Origin of the sequence: Blautia sp. DFI.9.10 (assembly GCF_024461705.1) — a bacterium.
Taxonomy (GTDB): domain Bacteria; phylum Bacillota; class Clostridia; order Lachnospirales; family Lachnospiraceae; genus Blautia_A; species Blautia_A fusiformis.
Map to the genome: position 1 here is coordinate 197,455 of NZ_JANGAA010000004.1, position 15,200 is coordinate 212,654.

A 15,200-nucleotide genomic window follows, 5' to 3' on the forward strand; every position below is an offset into this window, starting at 1 on the left:
AAAATGCGTACAGAATCCCAAGAGAAACCCCAAGGAGGAACCCTATGTCAGACAACCGAAAATATTATTACCTGAAACTCAAAGAAAACTATTTTGACGATGATTCCATCGTGCTGCTGGAAAGTATGCAGGATGGTGTGCTGTATTCCAACATTCTGCTCAAGCTGTATCTGAAATCGCTGAAACATGGTGGACGGCTCCAGCTTGACGAGGACATTCCTTACACGGCGCAGATGATCGCCACCATTACCCGCCAGCAGATCGGCACTGTGGAGAGAGCCTTGCAGATCTTTTTGAAGCTGGGTCTTGTGGAGGTGCTGGACAGCGGCACATTCTACATGAGCAACATCGAACTTTTAATCGGCCAGTCCTCTACCGAGGCCGAGCGAAAGCGTGCGGCGAGGCTCCAAAACAAGGCTCTTTCCGCGCCCCGGACAAACGGCGGACATTTGTCCGACATTCGTCCACCAGAGATAGAGATAGAGTTAGAGAAAGAGATAGAGATAAAGAGAGAGATAGAGAAGGGACGCTCCGCCCGCGCCTATGGCCGTTACCAGAATGTTTTCCTGACGGACGAGGAAATGGCAGACTTGCAGGCCAGCTTTCCCACCGTATGGGGCCAGTACATCGAAAAGCTGTCCGAATACATGGCTTCTACCGGCAAGCGGTATCAGAGCCATGCCGCCACCATCCGGCGCTGGGCCGGTGAGGACGCGAAGAAAGCAGCCCCGCCCACCCGCAACCGGGATTACAGCGTAAAGGAGGATGAAACCGTATGATGGAGATTACCGCAGAAATCCGGGCGCTGATCGACAAGGCAGCCGCCGGTGTGGAACTGGCCGGGGACGAGTACATAGACCCGGCAGACGGCCTCATTCACTGTAAGAAATGCGGCGGCCAGAGGCAGACTGTTGTGCCATGCTTTGGAAAACCAGGCTACTTCATGCCCCGCTGTATCTGCCAGTGCCAGCGGGAGGCCGAGGAACAGCGCAAGACTGCTGAAGAACGGCAGCGCCGCATGGAGCGTATCAAACGCCGAAAGGCACAGGGCTTGCAAGACCGTTATCTGTATGACTACACATTTTCCAATGATAACGGGCAAAACCCATTGATGGACAAGGCTCACGCCTATGTGGAGAACTGGAAAGAGGCATATAAGAGCAATATCGGGCTTTTGCTATTTGGAGATGTGGGAACCGGCAAGTCTTTTTTCGCCGGATGTATTGCCAATGCTTTGCTTGACCGGGATGTGCCGGTGCTGATGACGAACTTTCCCACCATCCTGAACCGTCTGACGGGAATGTTCTCTGAGGACAGGTCGGAGTTTATTGCCAGCTTTGACGAGTATGACCTGCTTATCATTGACGATCTGGGAGTAGAGCGCAGTACCGAATATGCTATGGAGCAGATGTTTTTCGTCATTGACAGCCGCTACCGCAGCCGCAGACCCATGATTATCACAACAAACTTGAAACTGTCCGAGCTGAAAAATCCGCCTGATCTGGTCCACGCCCGTATCTATGACCGTATTCTGGAACGGTGTGCGCCGATTCTCTTTGACGGGAAGAATTTCCGGGAAGAAAATGCCGGTGCTACCCGACAGGCAGCAAAAGACATTGTAAACAGTAAGCAAGACTGATTTTTTACCGGGCGGCACAGACCCGTTCGGAGAAAGGAGCGCCATGAACAAAGAACCCCATACTATGCAGGTGGCAGACGCCGTTACTGCGTCCAGAGCGCCGGAAAACACGCCAGCGATGGTAAAGAAAATCGGCAAGACAACCTACAAGGTTCATGTCCATTTCAGCCAGACCAGCACAGAAACCATGAGCGATAAAATCAAGCGTATGCTCAAAAATGAAATTCAGCAGATGTGACAGACTGATAAACGAAGCCGCCTTGTGCTAAACTGATAATGGTACGCACCAAAATTTTTGTCAAGGAGGACACGAAAATGCTTTACACAGAAAAAGAGAAGCATGAAATTGAACGAGTAAAGGAGGTCTTTGCGGAACATCTGCGGCAAAGCCCTGATTTTGAACTGCTCTGGTCGGACAAGGTAGGCTATGTCTGGCTGGCGATTGGCGTCAATCCGCTTTATGTGGATACTGGCATTAGGATAGAATCAGCTGCTGATCTCTGCGGCAGGTGTTTGGATGATGTTGCTACGGATGTTTTATATATGACAGGCAACGATCATGCACTGGAGAAAGCCGATCCGCTGGAATTGGCGGAAATCAAGCGGCGCTGGGAGCCATATATCAACCAGCTGCCAGACTATGCGTATCTCTGCAAAGACCTGCTGAACGGAAAAATGTAATCTATCAAACGAGGTGTCAGGAGCCATACAATGCTTCTGGCACCTTTTTTGTAGATTTTTTGTGAATTTGATTAAAAAGTCCTTGACAATTTGTCTCTGGTAAGACAGCAAAATCTATTCTAATCAGTTGTGGTGCAAGACTCGCACCCTTTGATATTGCGGAACTGCGGGAGCTTATGAGTTATGACGAGCTAGAATTGGATCTGGTTGGTGACAGGAAAACTGCATTGTTTGTCATTATTTCAGATACCGATGATACCTTTAATTTTATTGTTTCTATTATGTACACACAGCTTTTTAATCTGCTCTGTGACAGAGCTGATGATGTATATGGAGGCAGACTTCCAATTCATGTGAGGTGTCTCCTTGACGAGTTTGCGAACATCGGACAAATTCCTAAATTTGAAAAATTAATTGCTACGATTAGAAGCCGGGAAATCTCAGCTTCTATTATTTTGCAGTCAAAGTCTCAGCTTAAGGCAATTTATAAGGATAATGCCGATACCATCGAAGGGAACTGTGATACGACCTTATTCCTGGGGGGAAAGGAAAAAACGACATTAAAGGAAATAGCGGAGATTTTGGGAAAAGAAACCATAGATCTGTATAACACATCGGATACGAGAGGCAGTCAGCGGTCTTATGGAATGAACTACCAGAAAACAGGAAAGGAGTTGATGAGTCAGGATGAAATAGCAGTTATGGACGGAGGAAAATGTATTCTGCAGGTGAGAGGTGTCAGACCATTTTTCTCAAATAAATACGATATTTGCAAACATAAAAATTACAAATATCTGTCCGATTATGACAAAAAGAATACCTTTGATATTGAAAAATATCTGAGTACTAATCTGATACTGAAACCAGAGGATGAAGTGGAACTGTATCAGATGTAACTTCTCGACAAATTGTCGGGAAGTGGATCATGGGAGGAAATCATGAATAATTTGGAAAAAAGGAACAGTCGGTATCCATCGACGAAAATGAATATACCGACTGTACGTGTGAGGAATTTTCTAAGTAGAAAATCCTATGCTTAGTGTAGCACAAAAGGCAGGGTTTATATAGTGTTTTCTTCCCTTTCTGGAAAAAATCTAAGAAAGGACTGGAAAATGTAAGTTTTCCAAAGGTACACTTATGGCATTTTTTACAACGGCAATTACGACCTTAAAAACATTGGTTTGTGCGATCGGAGCCGGACTTGCAGCCTGGGGAGTGATCAATCTGCTGGAAGGATATGGAACGGACAATCCGGGTGCAAATGCTTATGTTTAGTAAAGAAGCAAAACCAAAATACAAGCATAGACAGTAGCCTACCACTATTCCGCAGCCTAAAAGAACTTGCAAAAATATGCTATAATTTTCAAAACAGCCGCACATTTGATGTGGCTAAACCGTTATACATAATGAAAGGAGGTCTTGAACGCTATGGATTTGGAAGAACAATATGACAAAATATACCGCTACTGTTATTTCAAAGTCCGCCATTGTCAAACGGCAGAGGATATAACGCAGGAAACATTTCTGCGATTTTTCAATAAGCAGTTAAGCCTTAACAGCGACAAAGAACTTCCTTATCTCTACACGATTGCCCGTAATTTATGTATTGAAGAATACCGAAAAGGAAGCAAAGAAAAATCATGTGAGATAAACGAGGAATTGAGCTATGACCCAACACAGGAGTGGATAGACAGCATTGCAATAAAAAACCTCATTTACAAACTTCCGCAGGACGAACAGGAATTGTTGCTGCTTCGATATGCAAATGATGTTCCCATAGCTTCGATATGCAAGATTACAGGACTTTCCCGTTTTGCCATATACCGAAAAACCGCAAGGATATTAAAATATCTCAAAACGGAGTTACAGAAAGGAGGCTTTTCAGATGAATAGAGAACTAAAAAAACAGATTGCTAAAGCGTTTGACGCACCTACGCCGGGTCGCAAGGTTCAGTTTATCCATTCGCTGCCCCGCCCGCATATCAGTACCAAAACATTTATATGCAGCCAAATTCCCTTTATCAAGAAAAGCGTATGGCTAATGTCTATATTGATACTTTTGCCCGTAGCATGGGCGGCTTCTTTTGCAAGTGAAAATACGGTATGGATTGTATCTGCATTTACCCCTTTTCTTGCATTGCTGCTTATTGCAGAAAGCACAAAATCTGCCATATACGGAATGAATGAGTTAGAAATGTCTGCCCGGTTTTCCTTAAAGAGTGTTGTTTTGGCAAGGTTGATTATTTTAGGTGTTTTCAACTTTGGGATTTTTTGTATCATAATTCCGGTCTGCCATGTTGCAAACAGTATTTCCTTTATGCAGACAGGTGTATATTTGTTTGTTCCGTATCTATTGACAACAAGTATCAGCCTATATCTTGTGCGACGTTTCCGTAATAAAGAAGTCATTTATGGGTGCATGGCGGTAGCTGTTTTTGTAAGCGGGGTAAATATGACGCTTCGCTATATGGCAGACTTTTTATTCCAGACAAATTACTTGGTATGGTGGATAGTAGCAGCTTTATTCCTGTTTGGAATTACTGCAAAAGAATTTTACCATACATTCAAAAAAACGGAGGGATTTATATGGAACTTTGCATTGACAGACTGACAAAACAGTATGAAAACAAAATAGCCGTTGACCGGGTAAGCCTACAACTGACAAACGGTGTCTATGGTCTGCTTGGGGCAAACGGCGCAGGGAAAACTACTTTTATGCGTATGCTTTGCGGTATTTTGAAACCCACAAGCGGTACGGTTACTTTTGACGGAATGGACGTATCTTCCGAGGAATACCGGGCGGAATTGGGATATCTTCCGCAGGACTTCGGTTATTACCCGGATTTTAACGGCATGGATTTTCTCTTATATATGGCTTCATTAAAAGGACTGACAAAGACAGAAGCAAAACGAAAATCAAAAAAACTTCTGGAATTGGTGAGCCTTTCCGACGTAGCCAAAAAGAAAATTGCGACCTATTCCGGCGGCATGAAGCAAAGGCTTGGTATTGCACAGGCACTTTTGAATGACCCAAAGATTATTATTTTAGACGAGCCTACCGCTGGGCTTGACCCGAAAGAACGTGTGCGCTTCCGTAATCTGATTAAAGAATTGGGTACGGAAAGCATTGTTTTACTGTCTACCCATATCGTATCAGATATTGAGCATATCGCAGATACGGTGCTTATGATGAAAGCAGGACAGATTGTATTTAATGGCTCTGCTGATGAAATCGACGACTTGGAGAAATTTTATCTTGATGAATTTGAGGAGGAGTGATTATGCTTACGCTATATAAGTTTGAACTGCGAAAGATTATCAGCAGAAAAATTGTTTGGATTACAGGCGGCGTCCTGCTTGTAGGACTTGTTATTTGGGGTATAGCAAGTGCTGTACTTCCGCAAAATAGGGAATATTCCGACAGTTCCCTAAATGGATATGCAGCAAATCGGGCAGAACAGGAAGCCGCAGAGCAGATCTCCGGCAGAGCGATAGACCAAAAACTGATTGACGAAATGCGCCCTGCGTATGAGGATTTTATTTTTAACGGAAATTACAAAGAAGCACTCCCGTACTTAGATGTATATAATTTCATTGGCAGAACATTGGGGACACAAGCAGGCGCGGAAATATTAGTATGTGATAGCGAAGCATTTTATGAAAAATTAAATGCACAGTTAGAAGCAAATACCCCGGCAGGGCTGACCGAAAGTATTTCATTTGACGAGCCGATTGTTTATCACGGATATTTTGACGGTTGGCGGCAAATTGCAGATATGATGAAATTGATTACCTGTATGGAAATCATGTTTATTGCAATCTGTCTTTCAACGGTATTTACCGTGGAGCATACCCGAAAAACAGACCAGGTAATCCTTTGTACCCGCCTTGGGAAGAAGAAATTATATGCAGCGAAAACCCTTGCGGGATTGACGGTAGGTGTAGGTTTTACGCTGCTTCTTTCTCTGCTCATGTTCGGAATAATTGCTTTTTTATATGGATTTGACGGATATGATACGATACTGCAATTTGTTCTGTTGCGCCCGTTTAATCTTACCGTGGGACAGGCAGCTTTGATTTTAGTTGGATTGTCCTTTGCCGGAGCTGCATTGATTAGCATATTTACCATGATGTTATCAGAGGTAACGAAAAATAGCATTGCTACCATTGGAATTATAACGGGTGTTCTCCTTGTTACAATGTTCATTATGGAAATGCCCGCAAACCTCAAACTGCTTTCTGAAATTTGGTATCTGCTTCCGAGTAATCTTGTTTCGCTTAACGGGGCATTTCGTTATTCTATGTTTCATGTGGGCGGCAGTCCTTTAGCAGCTTATCAGTATGCGCCGATTGTATATTTGGTGTTGGCTGTCATTTTCGCTTTGATTGGAAAACTGACATACAATCGCTATCAGATTAACGGTAGATAAATGTAACTCCGTAACGGGTAGCGCAACCAGGCGAAGCAGTCAACGGCAAACTTAACGGGCATAAATGCCCGCCGTTGACAGCCCCGCCCGTCTTTGCAGGAGGGTAATCAAGGGGCGACAGCAAGGAGTGCTGCCGCCCCCTATGATTATAATACAGCCCGTCAACCATGCACAGCCCATTGTGGAGGAAAGGGGGATTTTCTATGACCTGCACAGAAGAATACAAGGAGCATATCGAGTACACGTTCCATGCCTTTTGCGTTGTCGTTATCCGCAACGCCAAGTACACCGCCTTGCGGGATTGGAGCCGGAAATACAAAAGAGAAATATCCCTTGAATACCTCACAGAAGAAAAGCACCACCCATTAGGCACAAATGATAAATGTTTTCAAGCCCCGGAGCCGGACGAGGAATACATACTGAACCTTTGCGGTGATACAGTTATCTTAAACAACGGGCTGCTGGTACAAGCCCTCTCCCGTCTACCGGTTGAGGAACAGGAAATGCTTTACCTGTCCTTTTACCACCGTCTTTCACAGGAGAAAATCGGGAAACGGTACGGGCGCAGCCGCAGCGCCACCGGCTACCATATCCGCAAATCCCTACGGCGGCTTTATGAGGAAATGGAGGGAATGACGCATGAGGAATAGCAGACTTCTCCCCTATGAAACAATCGTGCAGGCCGCCAGCGGCGAGCCGGAGGCGGTCAATACCATTTTGCAGCATTACCGGCGGCACATATATTTCTCCGCTTTCGTAAACGGGCAGTTTAACCCGGACGCAGAGGACTACATCACACAAACGCTGCTTGCCGCAATCTTCAAATTCCGTTTTAGAGAATGACGGCACAGCCCACAACTGAATACCCCACCGTCACCGGCGGCAGCGAAAAGCAGTAAGTCTGAAAAAGATTTGCTGCTTTTTTCTTTGTCCGTTTGGCAAAATCGCAATCCGTCCGTAGTAGGTAGGTGAAGCCGGAAATAAAAAATTTTCTGCGGCGGTAGCCAAATCTGCATTTCCTGTATTTCTAAGGTAAAGGAAAATTTGAGAAATTCCCGGCAAGCGGGTAGCTGGCGGCCTTTGAAATGTATCTTTAGCGGAAAGAAAGAACTGCGGGTAAAACTCGCTCCACGCCGTAAGATTTTTGCAGAAATCCAGCCAAAACGGGCGGCGGCTATACGAGTAGTAAGTGCAAGGGGAAATCTGCGGCTTACTTAGAGCAAGATTCTACCGAGGTGCCAAAATTCGCTTTCCGCTCATTTTGCCCCTGCGGGAATCTTGTTGGGGAGTGCCTTCCCCAAACCCTGCTTATACGGCTTGCGCCGCTGAAAAACCCCTCAAAATATTTTTTCGGATTTTTCAAAAACAGTTCCGCTTCACACCCTGTTTTTCTCCTATTAGTGAGAGGACACCACGCATAGAAAGGAGGTCTGCCGACCATGAAAAGATACAACACACCGCACCGCAGCCGGGTAGTCAAGACACGCATGACCGAGGAAGAATACGCCGAGTTTGCCCAGCGGCTTTCTGCTTACAACATGAGCCAAGCCGAGTTTATCCGGCAAGCCATAACCGGGGCAGCCATACGCCCCATCATAACCGTTTCCCCCGTCAATGACGAGCTGCTTGCCGCTGTCGGGAAGCTGACCGCCGAATACGGCAGGATCGGCGGCAACTTAAACCAGATAGCCCGGACGCTGAACGAGTGGCACAGCCCCTACCCGCAGCTTGCCGGGGAGGTACGGGCGGCGGTTTCCGACCTTGCTGCCCTAAAGTTTGAAGTCTTGCAGAAAGTGGGTGACGCTGTTGGCAACATTCAAACATATCAGCTCTAAAAATGCTGACTATGGCGCAGCGGAAGCCTATCTCACATTTGAGCATGACGAGTTTACCATGAAGCCCACCCTTGATGAAAACGGGCGGCTGATACCGAGGGAGGATTACCGCATTTCTTCCCTTAACTGCGGGAGCGAGGATTTCGCCGTTGCCTGTATGCGAGCCAATCTCCGCTATGAGAAAAACCAAAAACGGGAAGATGTGAAAAGCCACCACTATATCATCAGCTTTGACCCACGGGACGGGACAGACAACGGCTTGACCGTAGACCGGGCGCAGGAGCTGGGCGAGCAGTTCTGTAAAGAACATTTCCCCGGACACCAAGCCCTAATCTGCACCCACCCGGACGGGCATAACCACAGCGGCAATATCCATGTGCATATCGTCATCAACTCCCTGCGGATTTACGAAGTCCCGCTTCTGCCCTACATGGACAGACCAGCCGACACACGGGAGGGCTGCAAGCACCGCTGCACCAACGCCGCTATGGAATATTTCAAGAGTGAAGTCATGGAGATGTGCCACCGGGAGGGGCTTTACCAAATCGACCTCTTGAACGGCAGCAAGGAACGGATAACCGAACGGGAATACTGGGCGGCAAAGAAAGGGCAGCTTGCCCTTGATAAAGAGAACGCTGCCAGAGAAGCCGCCGGACAGCCGACCAAGCCCACCAAGTTTGAAACGGACAAGGCGAAGCTGCGCCGGACGATACGGCAGGCACTTTCCCAAGCTGGCAGCTTTGACGAGTTTTCTTTCCTTTTGCTGCGGGAGGGTGTGACCGTCAAGGAGAGCCGGGGGCGGCTTTCCTACCTCACGCCGGACAGGACAAAGCCTATCACAGCCCGGAAGCTGGGGGACGATTTTGACAAGGCTGCTGTCCTTGCCCTGCTCACGCGGAACGCCCACAGAGCCGCCGAACAGACCAAAGCCATACCCGAATACCCTGCCGCAGTTAAAAAGCCGTCACAAGGGGAAAAAACCACAAAAACCACCCCGGCAGACAACACCTTGCAGCGCATGGTTGACCGGGAAGCCAAGCGAGCCGAGGGCAAGGGCGTGGGCTATGACCGCTGGGCGGCAAAGCACAACCTAAAGCAAATGGCAGCTACCGTTACCGCCTATCAGCAGTACGGCTTTTCTTCTCCGGAGGAACTGGACGAAGCCTGTTCTGCCGCCTATGCCGCCATGCAGGAAAGCCTTGCGTGGTTGAAGCAGGTGGAAAAGACGCTGAACGGGAAAAAGGAGCTGCAACAGCAGGTACTTGCCTATTCCAAGACCCGCCCTGTCCGGGACGGGCTGAAACAGCAGAAAAACGCCAACGCAAAAGCAGCCTACCGACAGAAGCACGAAAGCGACTTTATCATAGCAGACGCAGCCGCCCGCTATTTCAGGGAGAACGGCATTTCCAAGCTGCCGAGCTATAAAGCCCTGCAAGCAGAGATTGAAACCCTTATCAAAGAGAAAAACAGCGGCTACAACGATTACCGGGCAAAACGGGAGGAATACCACCGCTTACAGACGGTCAAGGGCAATATCGACCAGATTTTACGCCGGAGCGAGCCGCAGCGCAGAAAGGAGCAGAGCCATGAACGGTAATATCCCCCGCATGGACTACCGCCAGTACCGGGCAGCCCGCCGCCTTGTGCATGAGTGCTGCAACTATGACAGCGGGAACTGCCTGCTGCTGGAGGACGGCGAGCCTTGCGTGTGTGTGCAGAGTATCAGCTATTCGCTGCTCTGCCGCTGGTTTACTGCCGCTGTCCTGCCCCTTGATGAAGCACTGGAAGCCGCCCTCTTGCGCCGGGGAAGCCGGAAACGCTGCGCTGTCTGCAGGGCGTTCTTTTCCCCCAAATCCAACCGGGGGAAATACTGCCCGGACTGCGCCGGACGCATGAAGCGGATAAACGCCGCCAAACGGAAGCGGAAACAAAGGGAGAAATGTCACGCTTTAGGGCATTTCAAACCCGCATAAATCAAGGCTTTTTGGGAGGGTGTCAAAGGGTGCGTGATACATTTATCCTTTTCCCTTAAAAACGCCCTCTAAAAGCGTAACAGAACCCACAGACAGACACCACAAGGAGGTGAACCCTATCGCTGATTATATGACCGCAGAAACGGAGCTGCCCGCTTACCTGCCTTACCCCCGTTTCCTGCTGAAAATGGACATATCCCACACCGCCAAGCTGCTGTATGCGCTGCTGTTAGACCGTTCCACCCTTTCGCAGAAGAACGGCTGGCAGGACAGCGAGGGACGGACATACATTGTCTACCCCATAGCAGAGATAGCGGAAATGCTGGATAAAGGCTGCACCACCATAAAGGGCGCACTGAACGAACTGGACGCTGCCGGGCTGCTGGAACGCAGACGGACGGGCTTTTCTGCCGCCAACCGTCTGTATGTGAAAGTGCCGCCTATCCCAGTAGTACAGTTTTCCGACCAACTGACGGACAAAAAACCGACCCTCATAAGGGCGGGAAACCGACCAACTGACAGCCGGAAAACTGACCCTATGACGGTCGGAAAACCGTCCCCTAACCAAACTAATATAAACAACCTAATAGAGAGCCAAACAAAAGGAGCGAGTGAGGGGCAGCCCCCCGCCGCTTATGGCAGATATAAAAACGTATTCCTTTCTGACGCAGAACTTATGGAGCTGGAACAGGACTTCCCCGGCAAGTGGGAGTATTACCTTGACCGCCTTTCCTGCCATATCGCTTCCACTGGGAAGCAGTACCAGAGCCATGCAGCCACCATTTACAAGTGGGCGCAGGAGGACGCTGCCAAAGAGAAGCCAAAGAAAGGCATACCGGACTATTCATTCAAGGAGGGAGAAAGCCTATGACCGATACAATCCACAACACCATACTGCCTATGACCGACACCACAGCCGAGCCGGAGGATTACACCGGGGAGGACGGGCTTTTATACTGCGGCAAATGCCGGAAACCCAAAGAAGCCTATTTCCCGGAGGGCAAGACCTTTTTCGGGCGTGACCGCCACCCGTCAGAGTGCGACTGCCAGCGGGCAGCCCGTAAGGAACGGGAAGCCGCCGAGAAGCAGCGCAGCCACCTTGAAACGGTGGAACGGCTGAAACGGCAGGGCTTTACAGACAAGACCATGCAGGACTGGACATTTGCCAACGATAACGGAAGCTGCCCGCAGATGAAGAACGCCGCCGGATATGTGGAACGCTGGGAACAGATAAAGGACGGGAACTACGGGCTGCTCTTGTGGGGCAGGGTAGGCACTGGAAAAAGCTATTTTGCCGGGTGTATTGCAAACGCCCTCATGGAGCAGGAAGTCCCGGTGTGCATGACAAACTTTGCAACGATACTCAATGACCTTGCCGCCAGCTTTGCGGGCAGGAACGAATATATTTCCCGCCTTTGCAGCTTCCCCCTGCTCATCATTGACGATTTTGGAATGGAGCGTGGCACAGAATACGGTCTGGAACAGGTCTACAATGTGATTGACAGCCGCTACCGGAGCAGGAAGCCGCTGATTGTGACGACCAACCTCACGCTGGAGGAATTGCAGCACCCGGAGGACACCGCCCACGCCCGCATTTATGACCGCCTGCTTGAAATGTGTTCCCCTCTCTGCTTTACCGGGGAGAATTTGAGGAAAGCCGCCGCACAGGGGAAAATGGAACAGCTGAAACAGCTGCTTGCCGGAAAGGAGATTTGCCTATGACCGACACCCAGAGAAACAAACGCCCTGCCCGCCGCCCGGACTGCGTGACCGAAACGAGGATAGGCAACACAATCCTTGTGGTGTCCGGCTTTTTTAAGGAGGGGGCGACCGACACCGCCGCTGACAAGATGATGAAAGTGCTGGAAGCAGAAGCCGCCGCCGGATATCTGACCTGTGAGAAGCCTGATTGAAAAACCATCATTTTTACTGACCATAAAGAAGCAGATTTGACGCTTTTGCCGCTATACAGACAGCCGCCCCATGTGGTACAATCAAGGTACGGAATAGTGGGGCTGGCTGTCGGAAACGGAGGATTTTATGTTAAGACAGACCAACCAACAACCAATTACCGCCCTTTACCCAAGACTATCCCATGAGGACGAGCTGCAAGGCGAGAGCAATTCCATTTCCAACCAGAAGCGTATCCTTGAAACCTATGCAAAGCAGAACGGCTTTTCCAACCTGCGCTGGTACACGGACGACGGTTATTCTGGTGCGAACTTTCAAAGACCCGGATTTCAAGCCATGCTTGCGGACATTGAAGCCGGAAAAGTCGGGACAGTTATCGTAAAGGATATGTCGAGGTTAGGGCGAAACTACTTACAGGTGGGAATGTACACAGAAATGATTTTCCCACAGAAAAACGTCCGTTTTATTGCTATCAATGACGGCGTTGACAGCGCACAGGGGGAAAATGATTTTGCCCCGCTGCGGAACATTTTTAACGAATGGCTGGTGAGAGATACGAGCAAGAAAATCAAGGCAGTAAAACGCTCTAAGGGCATGAGTGGAAAGCCTGTCACAAGCAAGCCCGTCTATGGCTACCTCATGGACGAGGACGAAAATTTCATCATTGACGAGGAAGCCGCCCCGGTGGTACGGCAGATTTACAGCCTTTGCCTTGCCGGGAACGGTCCGACCAAGATAGCCCGTATGCTGACCGAGCAGCAAATCCCCACGCCGGGGACACTGGAATACCGCAGGACGGGAAGCACCCGCCGCTACCACCCCGGCTATGAGTGCAAGTGGGCGACCAATACCGTGGTTCATCTGCTGGAAAACCGGGAATATACGGGCTGTCTGGTAAACTTTAAGACCGAGAAGCCGTCCTACAAGCTGAAACACAGCATAGAAAATCCCCCGGAAAAGCAGGCGGTTTTTGAGAACCACCATGAGCCTATCATTGACCGGGAAACGTGGGAACGGGTGCAGGAGTTACGCAAGCAGCGCAAGCGCCCCAACCGTTATGATGAAGTGGGCTTGTTCTCCGGCATACTCTTTTGTGCCGACTGCGGCAGCGTGATGTACCAGCAGCGATACCAGACGGACAAGCGCAAGCAGGACTGTTATATCTGTGGAAGCTACAAGAAACGCACCGCCGACTGTACGGCGCACTTTATCCGCACCGACCTTTTGACCGCTGGCGTACTCTCCAATCTGCGGAAAGTTACCAGCTATGCGGCAAAGCATGAAGCCCGGTTTATGAAGCTTTTAATCGAGCAGAATGAGGACGGGGACAGACGCAGGAACGCCGCCAAGAAAAAGGAGCTGGAAGCCGCCGAGAAACGCATAGCCGAGTTATCTGCTATCTTCAAGCGGCTGTATGAGGACAGCGTAACCGGGCGCATATCGGACGAGCGTTTCACAGAGCTGTCGGCAGACTATGAAGCCGAGCAGAAAGAACTGAAAGAACGTGCCGCCAGACTGCGGGAAGAACTTTCCAAAGCGCAGGAAGCCACCGCAAACGCTGAAAAGTTTATGAATGTGGTACGCAGGCACACTACCATTGAAGAACTTACCCCTACTCTGCTGCGGGAGTTTGTGGAGAAAATCGTTGTCCATGAAAGCGTTGCCCTTGACGGGAAACGCCGGGGCAAGTTACGCAGACAGGAAATCGAAATCTATTATTCTTTTGTCGGCAAGGTAGAACTGCCCGACACCTAACCGCCCGACCTATCCGACATACCTCATGTGCCGGATAGGAACGGCAAAATTTTTTACACTTCTATTACTTCTTTATCACACATAAGCAAAGTCACAAGGAATAAAACAGTTCATGGCTAATTAAAGGGAACAAAAAGAAAGGAAAAGCACAATCCAGACGGTATCAGCGGTAGGCTACAAGAATAAATTGTGATTACACAAGATTGGTGCTATAATAAGAGAAAAGTTCCTGCCGGGGCAGCCGCCCCGGTGGTATGGATAGAAAGGCAGGAAAACAATATGCACATCAGCTATAAACCACTCTGGCACACACTGTTAGAGCGTGACATGAGAAAAGAGGATTTAAGGATTGCCGCTGGTATGACAACGAATATGATTGCCAACATGAGCAAAGAGGGAAAGCACATCAGCATGGATACATTAGCCCGTATCTGCGAAACTCTGAACTGTGAGATTACCGATGTGATTGAGTTAGTACCAGACGAGCCTGCTTCCACAGGAGGTAAGGAACATGAACGAATTGAAATCAAGAATAACAAAAAGCGGAATTGATTATATCCTTGTTGGAGATTACTACATCCCACATTTGAAGCTGCCGGAGGAACACCGCCCTATCGGAAAATATGGACGGATGCACCGGGAATATTTAAGAGAAGTCCATCCAGCCAGATTGAACACATTGATACTGACCGGAGAATTGTGGACATATCTTGCAGACCTGAATGAACAGGCACAGAATCGGTTAGATACCATCATGGAACAGATGAAAGCCGCCGAGGGTGTGACAGAGGAATTGAAGCGAACCCAACAAATGGAATGGGTGCAGCGTTGCAATAATATTTACAACCGGGCAGAAGAAATTGTTTTGTATGAGTTGATTTATTCATAACGATATGGTAGAATAATTATGACAAATCGAAATTGAACAAAATCGCTGCGCGATGGCCTACCAAGGCTATGGCATAGCGATTTTCTT

Annotated in this window: 20 protein-coding genes and 1 pseudogene; all 21 read left to right on the top strand. The window is 48.7% G+C overall.

From position 1 onward, the window contains the following. Positions 1-44 precede the first annotated feature (44 nt). On the top strand, positions 45-779 hold the full coding sequence (locus tag NE671_RS04375) for a phage replisome organizer N-terminal domain-containing protein (protein ID WP_118207843.1): 735 nt from the start codon (positions 45-47) through the stop codon (positions 777-779). After that, entirely contained in the window at positions 776-1,639 is an 864-nt protein-coding gene (locus NE671_RS04380) for an ATP-binding protein (RefSeq protein ID WP_256163706.1), read from the top strand. The genes NE671_RS04375 and NE671_RS04380 overlap by 4 nt, the downstream gene beginning before the upstream one ends. A gap of 64 nt (positions 1,640-1,703) precedes the next feature. Next, complete coding sequence (locus NE671_RS04385; RefSeq protein WP_425463782.1) at positions 1,704-1,877, top strand: transposon-encoded TnpW family protein; 174 nt, start codon at positions 1,704-1,706, stop codon at positions 1,875-1,877. A gap of 35 nt (positions 1,878-1,912) precedes the next feature. Beyond that, positions 1,913-2,320 carry a hypothetical protein gene (locus NE671_RS04390; RefSeq protein WP_425463781.1) on the top strand — a complete coding sequence of 136 codons (408 nt, stop codon included), beginning with the start codon at positions 1,913-1,915 and terminating at the stop codon, positions 2,318-2,320. Between the two features lie 86 nt (positions 2,321-2,406). Beyond that, positions 2,407-3,216: pseudogene (locus NE671_RS04395) on the top strand (VirD4-like conjugal transfer protein, CD1115 family); the annotation flags it as partial. Between the two features lie 241 nt (positions 3,217-3,457). Next, positions 3,458-3,595 carry a Maff2 family mobile element protein gene (locus NE671_RS04400; RefSeq protein ID WP_256163708.1) on the top strand — a complete coding sequence of 46 codons (138 nt, stop codon included), beginning with the start codon at positions 3,458-3,460 and terminating at the stop codon, positions 3,593-3,595. A 153-nt stretch (positions 3,596-3,748) separates the two neighbouring features. Further along, entirely contained in the window at positions 3,749-4,213 is a 465-nt protein-coding gene (locus tag NE671_RS04405; protein ID WP_173681423.1) for an RNA polymerase sigma factor, read from the top strand. Continuing rightward, on the top strand, positions 4,206-4,931 hold the full coding sequence (locus NE671_RS04410; RefSeq protein ID WP_173681422.1) for a hypothetical protein: 726 nt from the start codon (positions 4,206-4,208) through the stop codon (positions 4,929-4,931). The genes NE671_RS04405 and NE671_RS04410 overlap by 8 nt, the downstream gene beginning before the upstream one ends. Next, positions 4,907-5,599 carry an ABC transporter ATP-binding protein gene (locus NE671_RS04415; RefSeq protein ID WP_173681421.1) on the top strand — a complete coding sequence of 231 codons (693 nt, stop codon included), beginning with the start codon at positions 4,907-4,909 and terminating at the stop codon, positions 5,597-5,599. Before NE671_RS04410 ends, NE671_RS04415 begins: the two co-directional genes overlap by 25 nt. Positions 5,600-5,601: 2 nt before the next feature. Next, positions 5,602-6,750, top strand: a complete 1,149-nt coding sequence (locus NE671_RS04420) for an ABC transporter permease subunit (protein WP_173681420.1) — start codon at positions 5,602-5,604, stop codon at positions 6,748-6,750. 203 nt (positions 6,751-6,953) lie between these two features. Next, the gene (locus tag NE671_RS04425; protein ID WP_173681419.1) at positions 6,954-7,400 is read left to right on the top strand and encodes a sigma-70 family RNA polymerase sigma factor; all 447 of its coding nucleotides are present in this window, start codon (positions 6,954-6,956) and stop codon (positions 7,398-7,400) included. Beyond that, positions 7,390-7,593: a helix-turn-helix domain-containing protein gene (locus tag NE671_RS04430; protein ID WP_173681418.1), complete on the top strand. Its 204-nt coding sequence runs from the start codon at positions 7,390-7,392 to the stop codon at positions 7,591-7,593. Before NE671_RS04425 ends, NE671_RS04430 begins: the two co-directional genes overlap by 11 nt. Before the next feature lie 596 nt (positions 7,594-8,189). Further along, a complete protein-coding gene (locus NE671_RS04435) occupies positions 8,190-8,585 on the top strand; it encodes a plasmid mobilization protein (RefSeq protein ID WP_195974162.1) in 396 nt (131 codons plus the stop codon). After that, the gene (locus NE671_RS04440; RefSeq protein ID WP_227100179.1) at positions 8,557-10,182 is read left to right on the top strand and encodes a relaxase/mobilization nuclease domain-containing protein; all 1,626 of its coding nucleotides are present in this window, start codon (positions 8,557-8,559) and stop codon (positions 10,180-10,182) included. Before NE671_RS04435 ends, NE671_RS04440 begins: the two co-directional genes overlap by 29 nt. Then, on the top strand, positions 10,172-10,558 hold the full coding sequence (locus NE671_RS04445; protein ID WP_227100178.1) for a cysteine-rich VLP domain-containing protein: 387 nt from the start codon (positions 10,172-10,174) through the stop codon (positions 10,556-10,558). Before NE671_RS04440 ends, NE671_RS04445 begins: the two co-directional genes overlap by 11 nt. Positions 10,559-10,688: 130 nt before the next feature. Further along, entirely contained in the window at positions 10,689-11,429 is a 741-nt protein-coding gene (locus NE671_RS04450; protein ID WP_227100213.1) for a replication initiator protein A, read from the top strand. Then, positions 11,426-12,280, top strand: a complete 855-nt coding sequence (locus NE671_RS04455; RefSeq protein ID WP_227100177.1) for an ATP-binding protein — start codon at positions 11,426-11,428, stop codon at positions 12,278-12,280. Before NE671_RS04450 ends, NE671_RS04455 begins: the two co-directional genes overlap by 4 nt. After that, positions 12,277-12,471, top strand: coding sequence for a transposon-encoded TnpW family protein (locus NE671_RS04460; protein ID WP_227083174.1), 195 nt, complete (start codon positions 12,277-12,279; stop codon positions 12,469-12,471). The genes NE671_RS04455 and NE671_RS04460 overlap by 4 nt, the downstream gene beginning before the upstream one ends. Before the next feature lie 127 nt (positions 12,472-12,598). Then, positions 12,599-14,224 carry a recombinase family protein gene (locus NE671_RS04465; protein ID WP_227083176.1) on the top strand — a complete coding sequence of 542 codons (1,626 nt, stop codon included), beginning with the start codon at positions 12,599-12,601 and terminating at the stop codon, positions 14,222-14,224. A 279-nt stretch (positions 14,225-14,503) separates the two neighbouring features. Beyond that, positions 14,504-14,776, top strand: a complete 273-nt coding sequence (locus NE671_RS04470) for a helix-turn-helix domain-containing protein (RefSeq protein ID WP_256163710.1) — start codon at positions 14,504-14,506, stop codon at positions 14,774-14,776. Next, on the top strand, positions 14,736-15,113 hold the full coding sequence (locus NE671_RS04475; protein WP_256163711.1) for a TnpV protein: 378 nt from the start codon (positions 14,736-14,738) through the stop codon (positions 15,111-15,113). Before NE671_RS04470 ends, NE671_RS04475 begins: the two co-directional genes overlap by 41 nt. Positions 15,114-15,200: the final 87 nt, after the last annotated feature.

Excerpts from the sequence above, each read along its gene's own strand:
- NE671_RS04375 (WP_118207843.1), top strand. The coding sequence starts at position 45 with ATGTCAGACAACCGAAAATATTATTACCTGAAACTCAAAGAAAACTAT.
- NE671_RS04380 (WP_256163706.1), top strand. The coding sequence starts at position 776 with ATGATGGAGATTACCGCAGAAATCCGGGCGCTGATCGACAAGGCAGCC.
- NE671_RS04385 (WP_425463782.1), top strand. The coding sequence starts at position 1,704 with ATGCAGGTGGCAGACGCCGTTACTGCGTCCAGAGCGCCGGAAAACACG.
- NE671_RS04400 (WP_256163708.1), top strand. The coding sequence starts at position 3,458 with ATGGCATTTTTTACAACGGCAATTACGACCTTAAAAACATTGGTTTGT.
- NE671_RS04405 (WP_173681423.1), top strand. The coding sequence starts at position 3,749 with ATGGATTTGGAAGAACAATATGACAAAATATACCGCTACTGTTATTTC.
- NE671_RS04410 (WP_173681422.1), top strand. The coding sequence starts at position 4,206 with ATGAATAGAGAACTAAAAAAACAGATTGCTAAAGCGTTTGACGCACCT.
- NE671_RS04415 (WP_173681421.1), top strand. The coding sequence starts at position 4,907 with ATGGAACTTTGCATTGACAGACTGACAAAACAGTATGAAAACAAAATA.
- NE671_RS04420 (WP_173681420.1), top strand. The coding sequence starts at position 5,602 with ATGCTTACGCTATATAAGTTTGAACTGCGAAAGATTATCAGCAGAAAA.
- NE671_RS04425 (WP_173681419.1), top strand. The coding sequence starts at position 6,954 with ATGACCTGCACAGAAGAATACAAGGAGCATATCGAGTACACGTTCCAT.
- NE671_RS04430 (WP_173681418.1), top strand. The coding sequence starts at position 7,390 with ATGAGGAATAGCAGACTTCTCCCCTATGAAACAATCGTGCAGGCCGCC.
- NE671_RS04435 (WP_195974162.1), top strand. The coding sequence starts at position 8,190 with ATGAAAAGATACAACACACCGCACCGCAGCCGGGTAGTCAAGACACGC.
- NE671_RS04445 (WP_227100178.1), top strand. The coding sequence starts at position 10,172 with ATGAACGGTAATATCCCCCGCATGGACTACCGCCAGTACCGGGCAGCC.
- NE671_RS04450 (WP_227100213.1), top strand. The coding sequence starts at position 10,689 with ATGACCGCAGAAACGGAGCTGCCCGCTTACCTGCCTTACCCCCGTTTC.
- NE671_RS04455 (WP_227100177.1), top strand. The coding sequence starts at position 11,426 with ATGACCGATACAATCCACAACACCATACTGCCTATGACCGACACCACA.
- NE671_RS04460 (WP_227083174.1), top strand. The coding sequence starts at position 12,277 with ATGACCGACACCCAGAGAAACAAACGCCCTGCCCGCCGCCCGGACTGC.
- NE671_RS04465 (WP_227083176.1), top strand. The coding sequence starts at position 12,599 with ATGTTAAGACAGACCAACCAACAACCAATTACCGCCCTTTACCCAAGA.
- NE671_RS04470 (WP_256163710.1), top strand. The coding sequence starts at position 14,504 with ATGCACATCAGCTATAAACCACTCTGGCACACACTGTTAGAGCGTGAC.
- NE671_RS04475 (WP_256163711.1), top strand. The coding sequence starts at position 14,736 with ATGAACGAATTGAAATCAAGAATAACAAAAAGCGGAATTGATTATATC.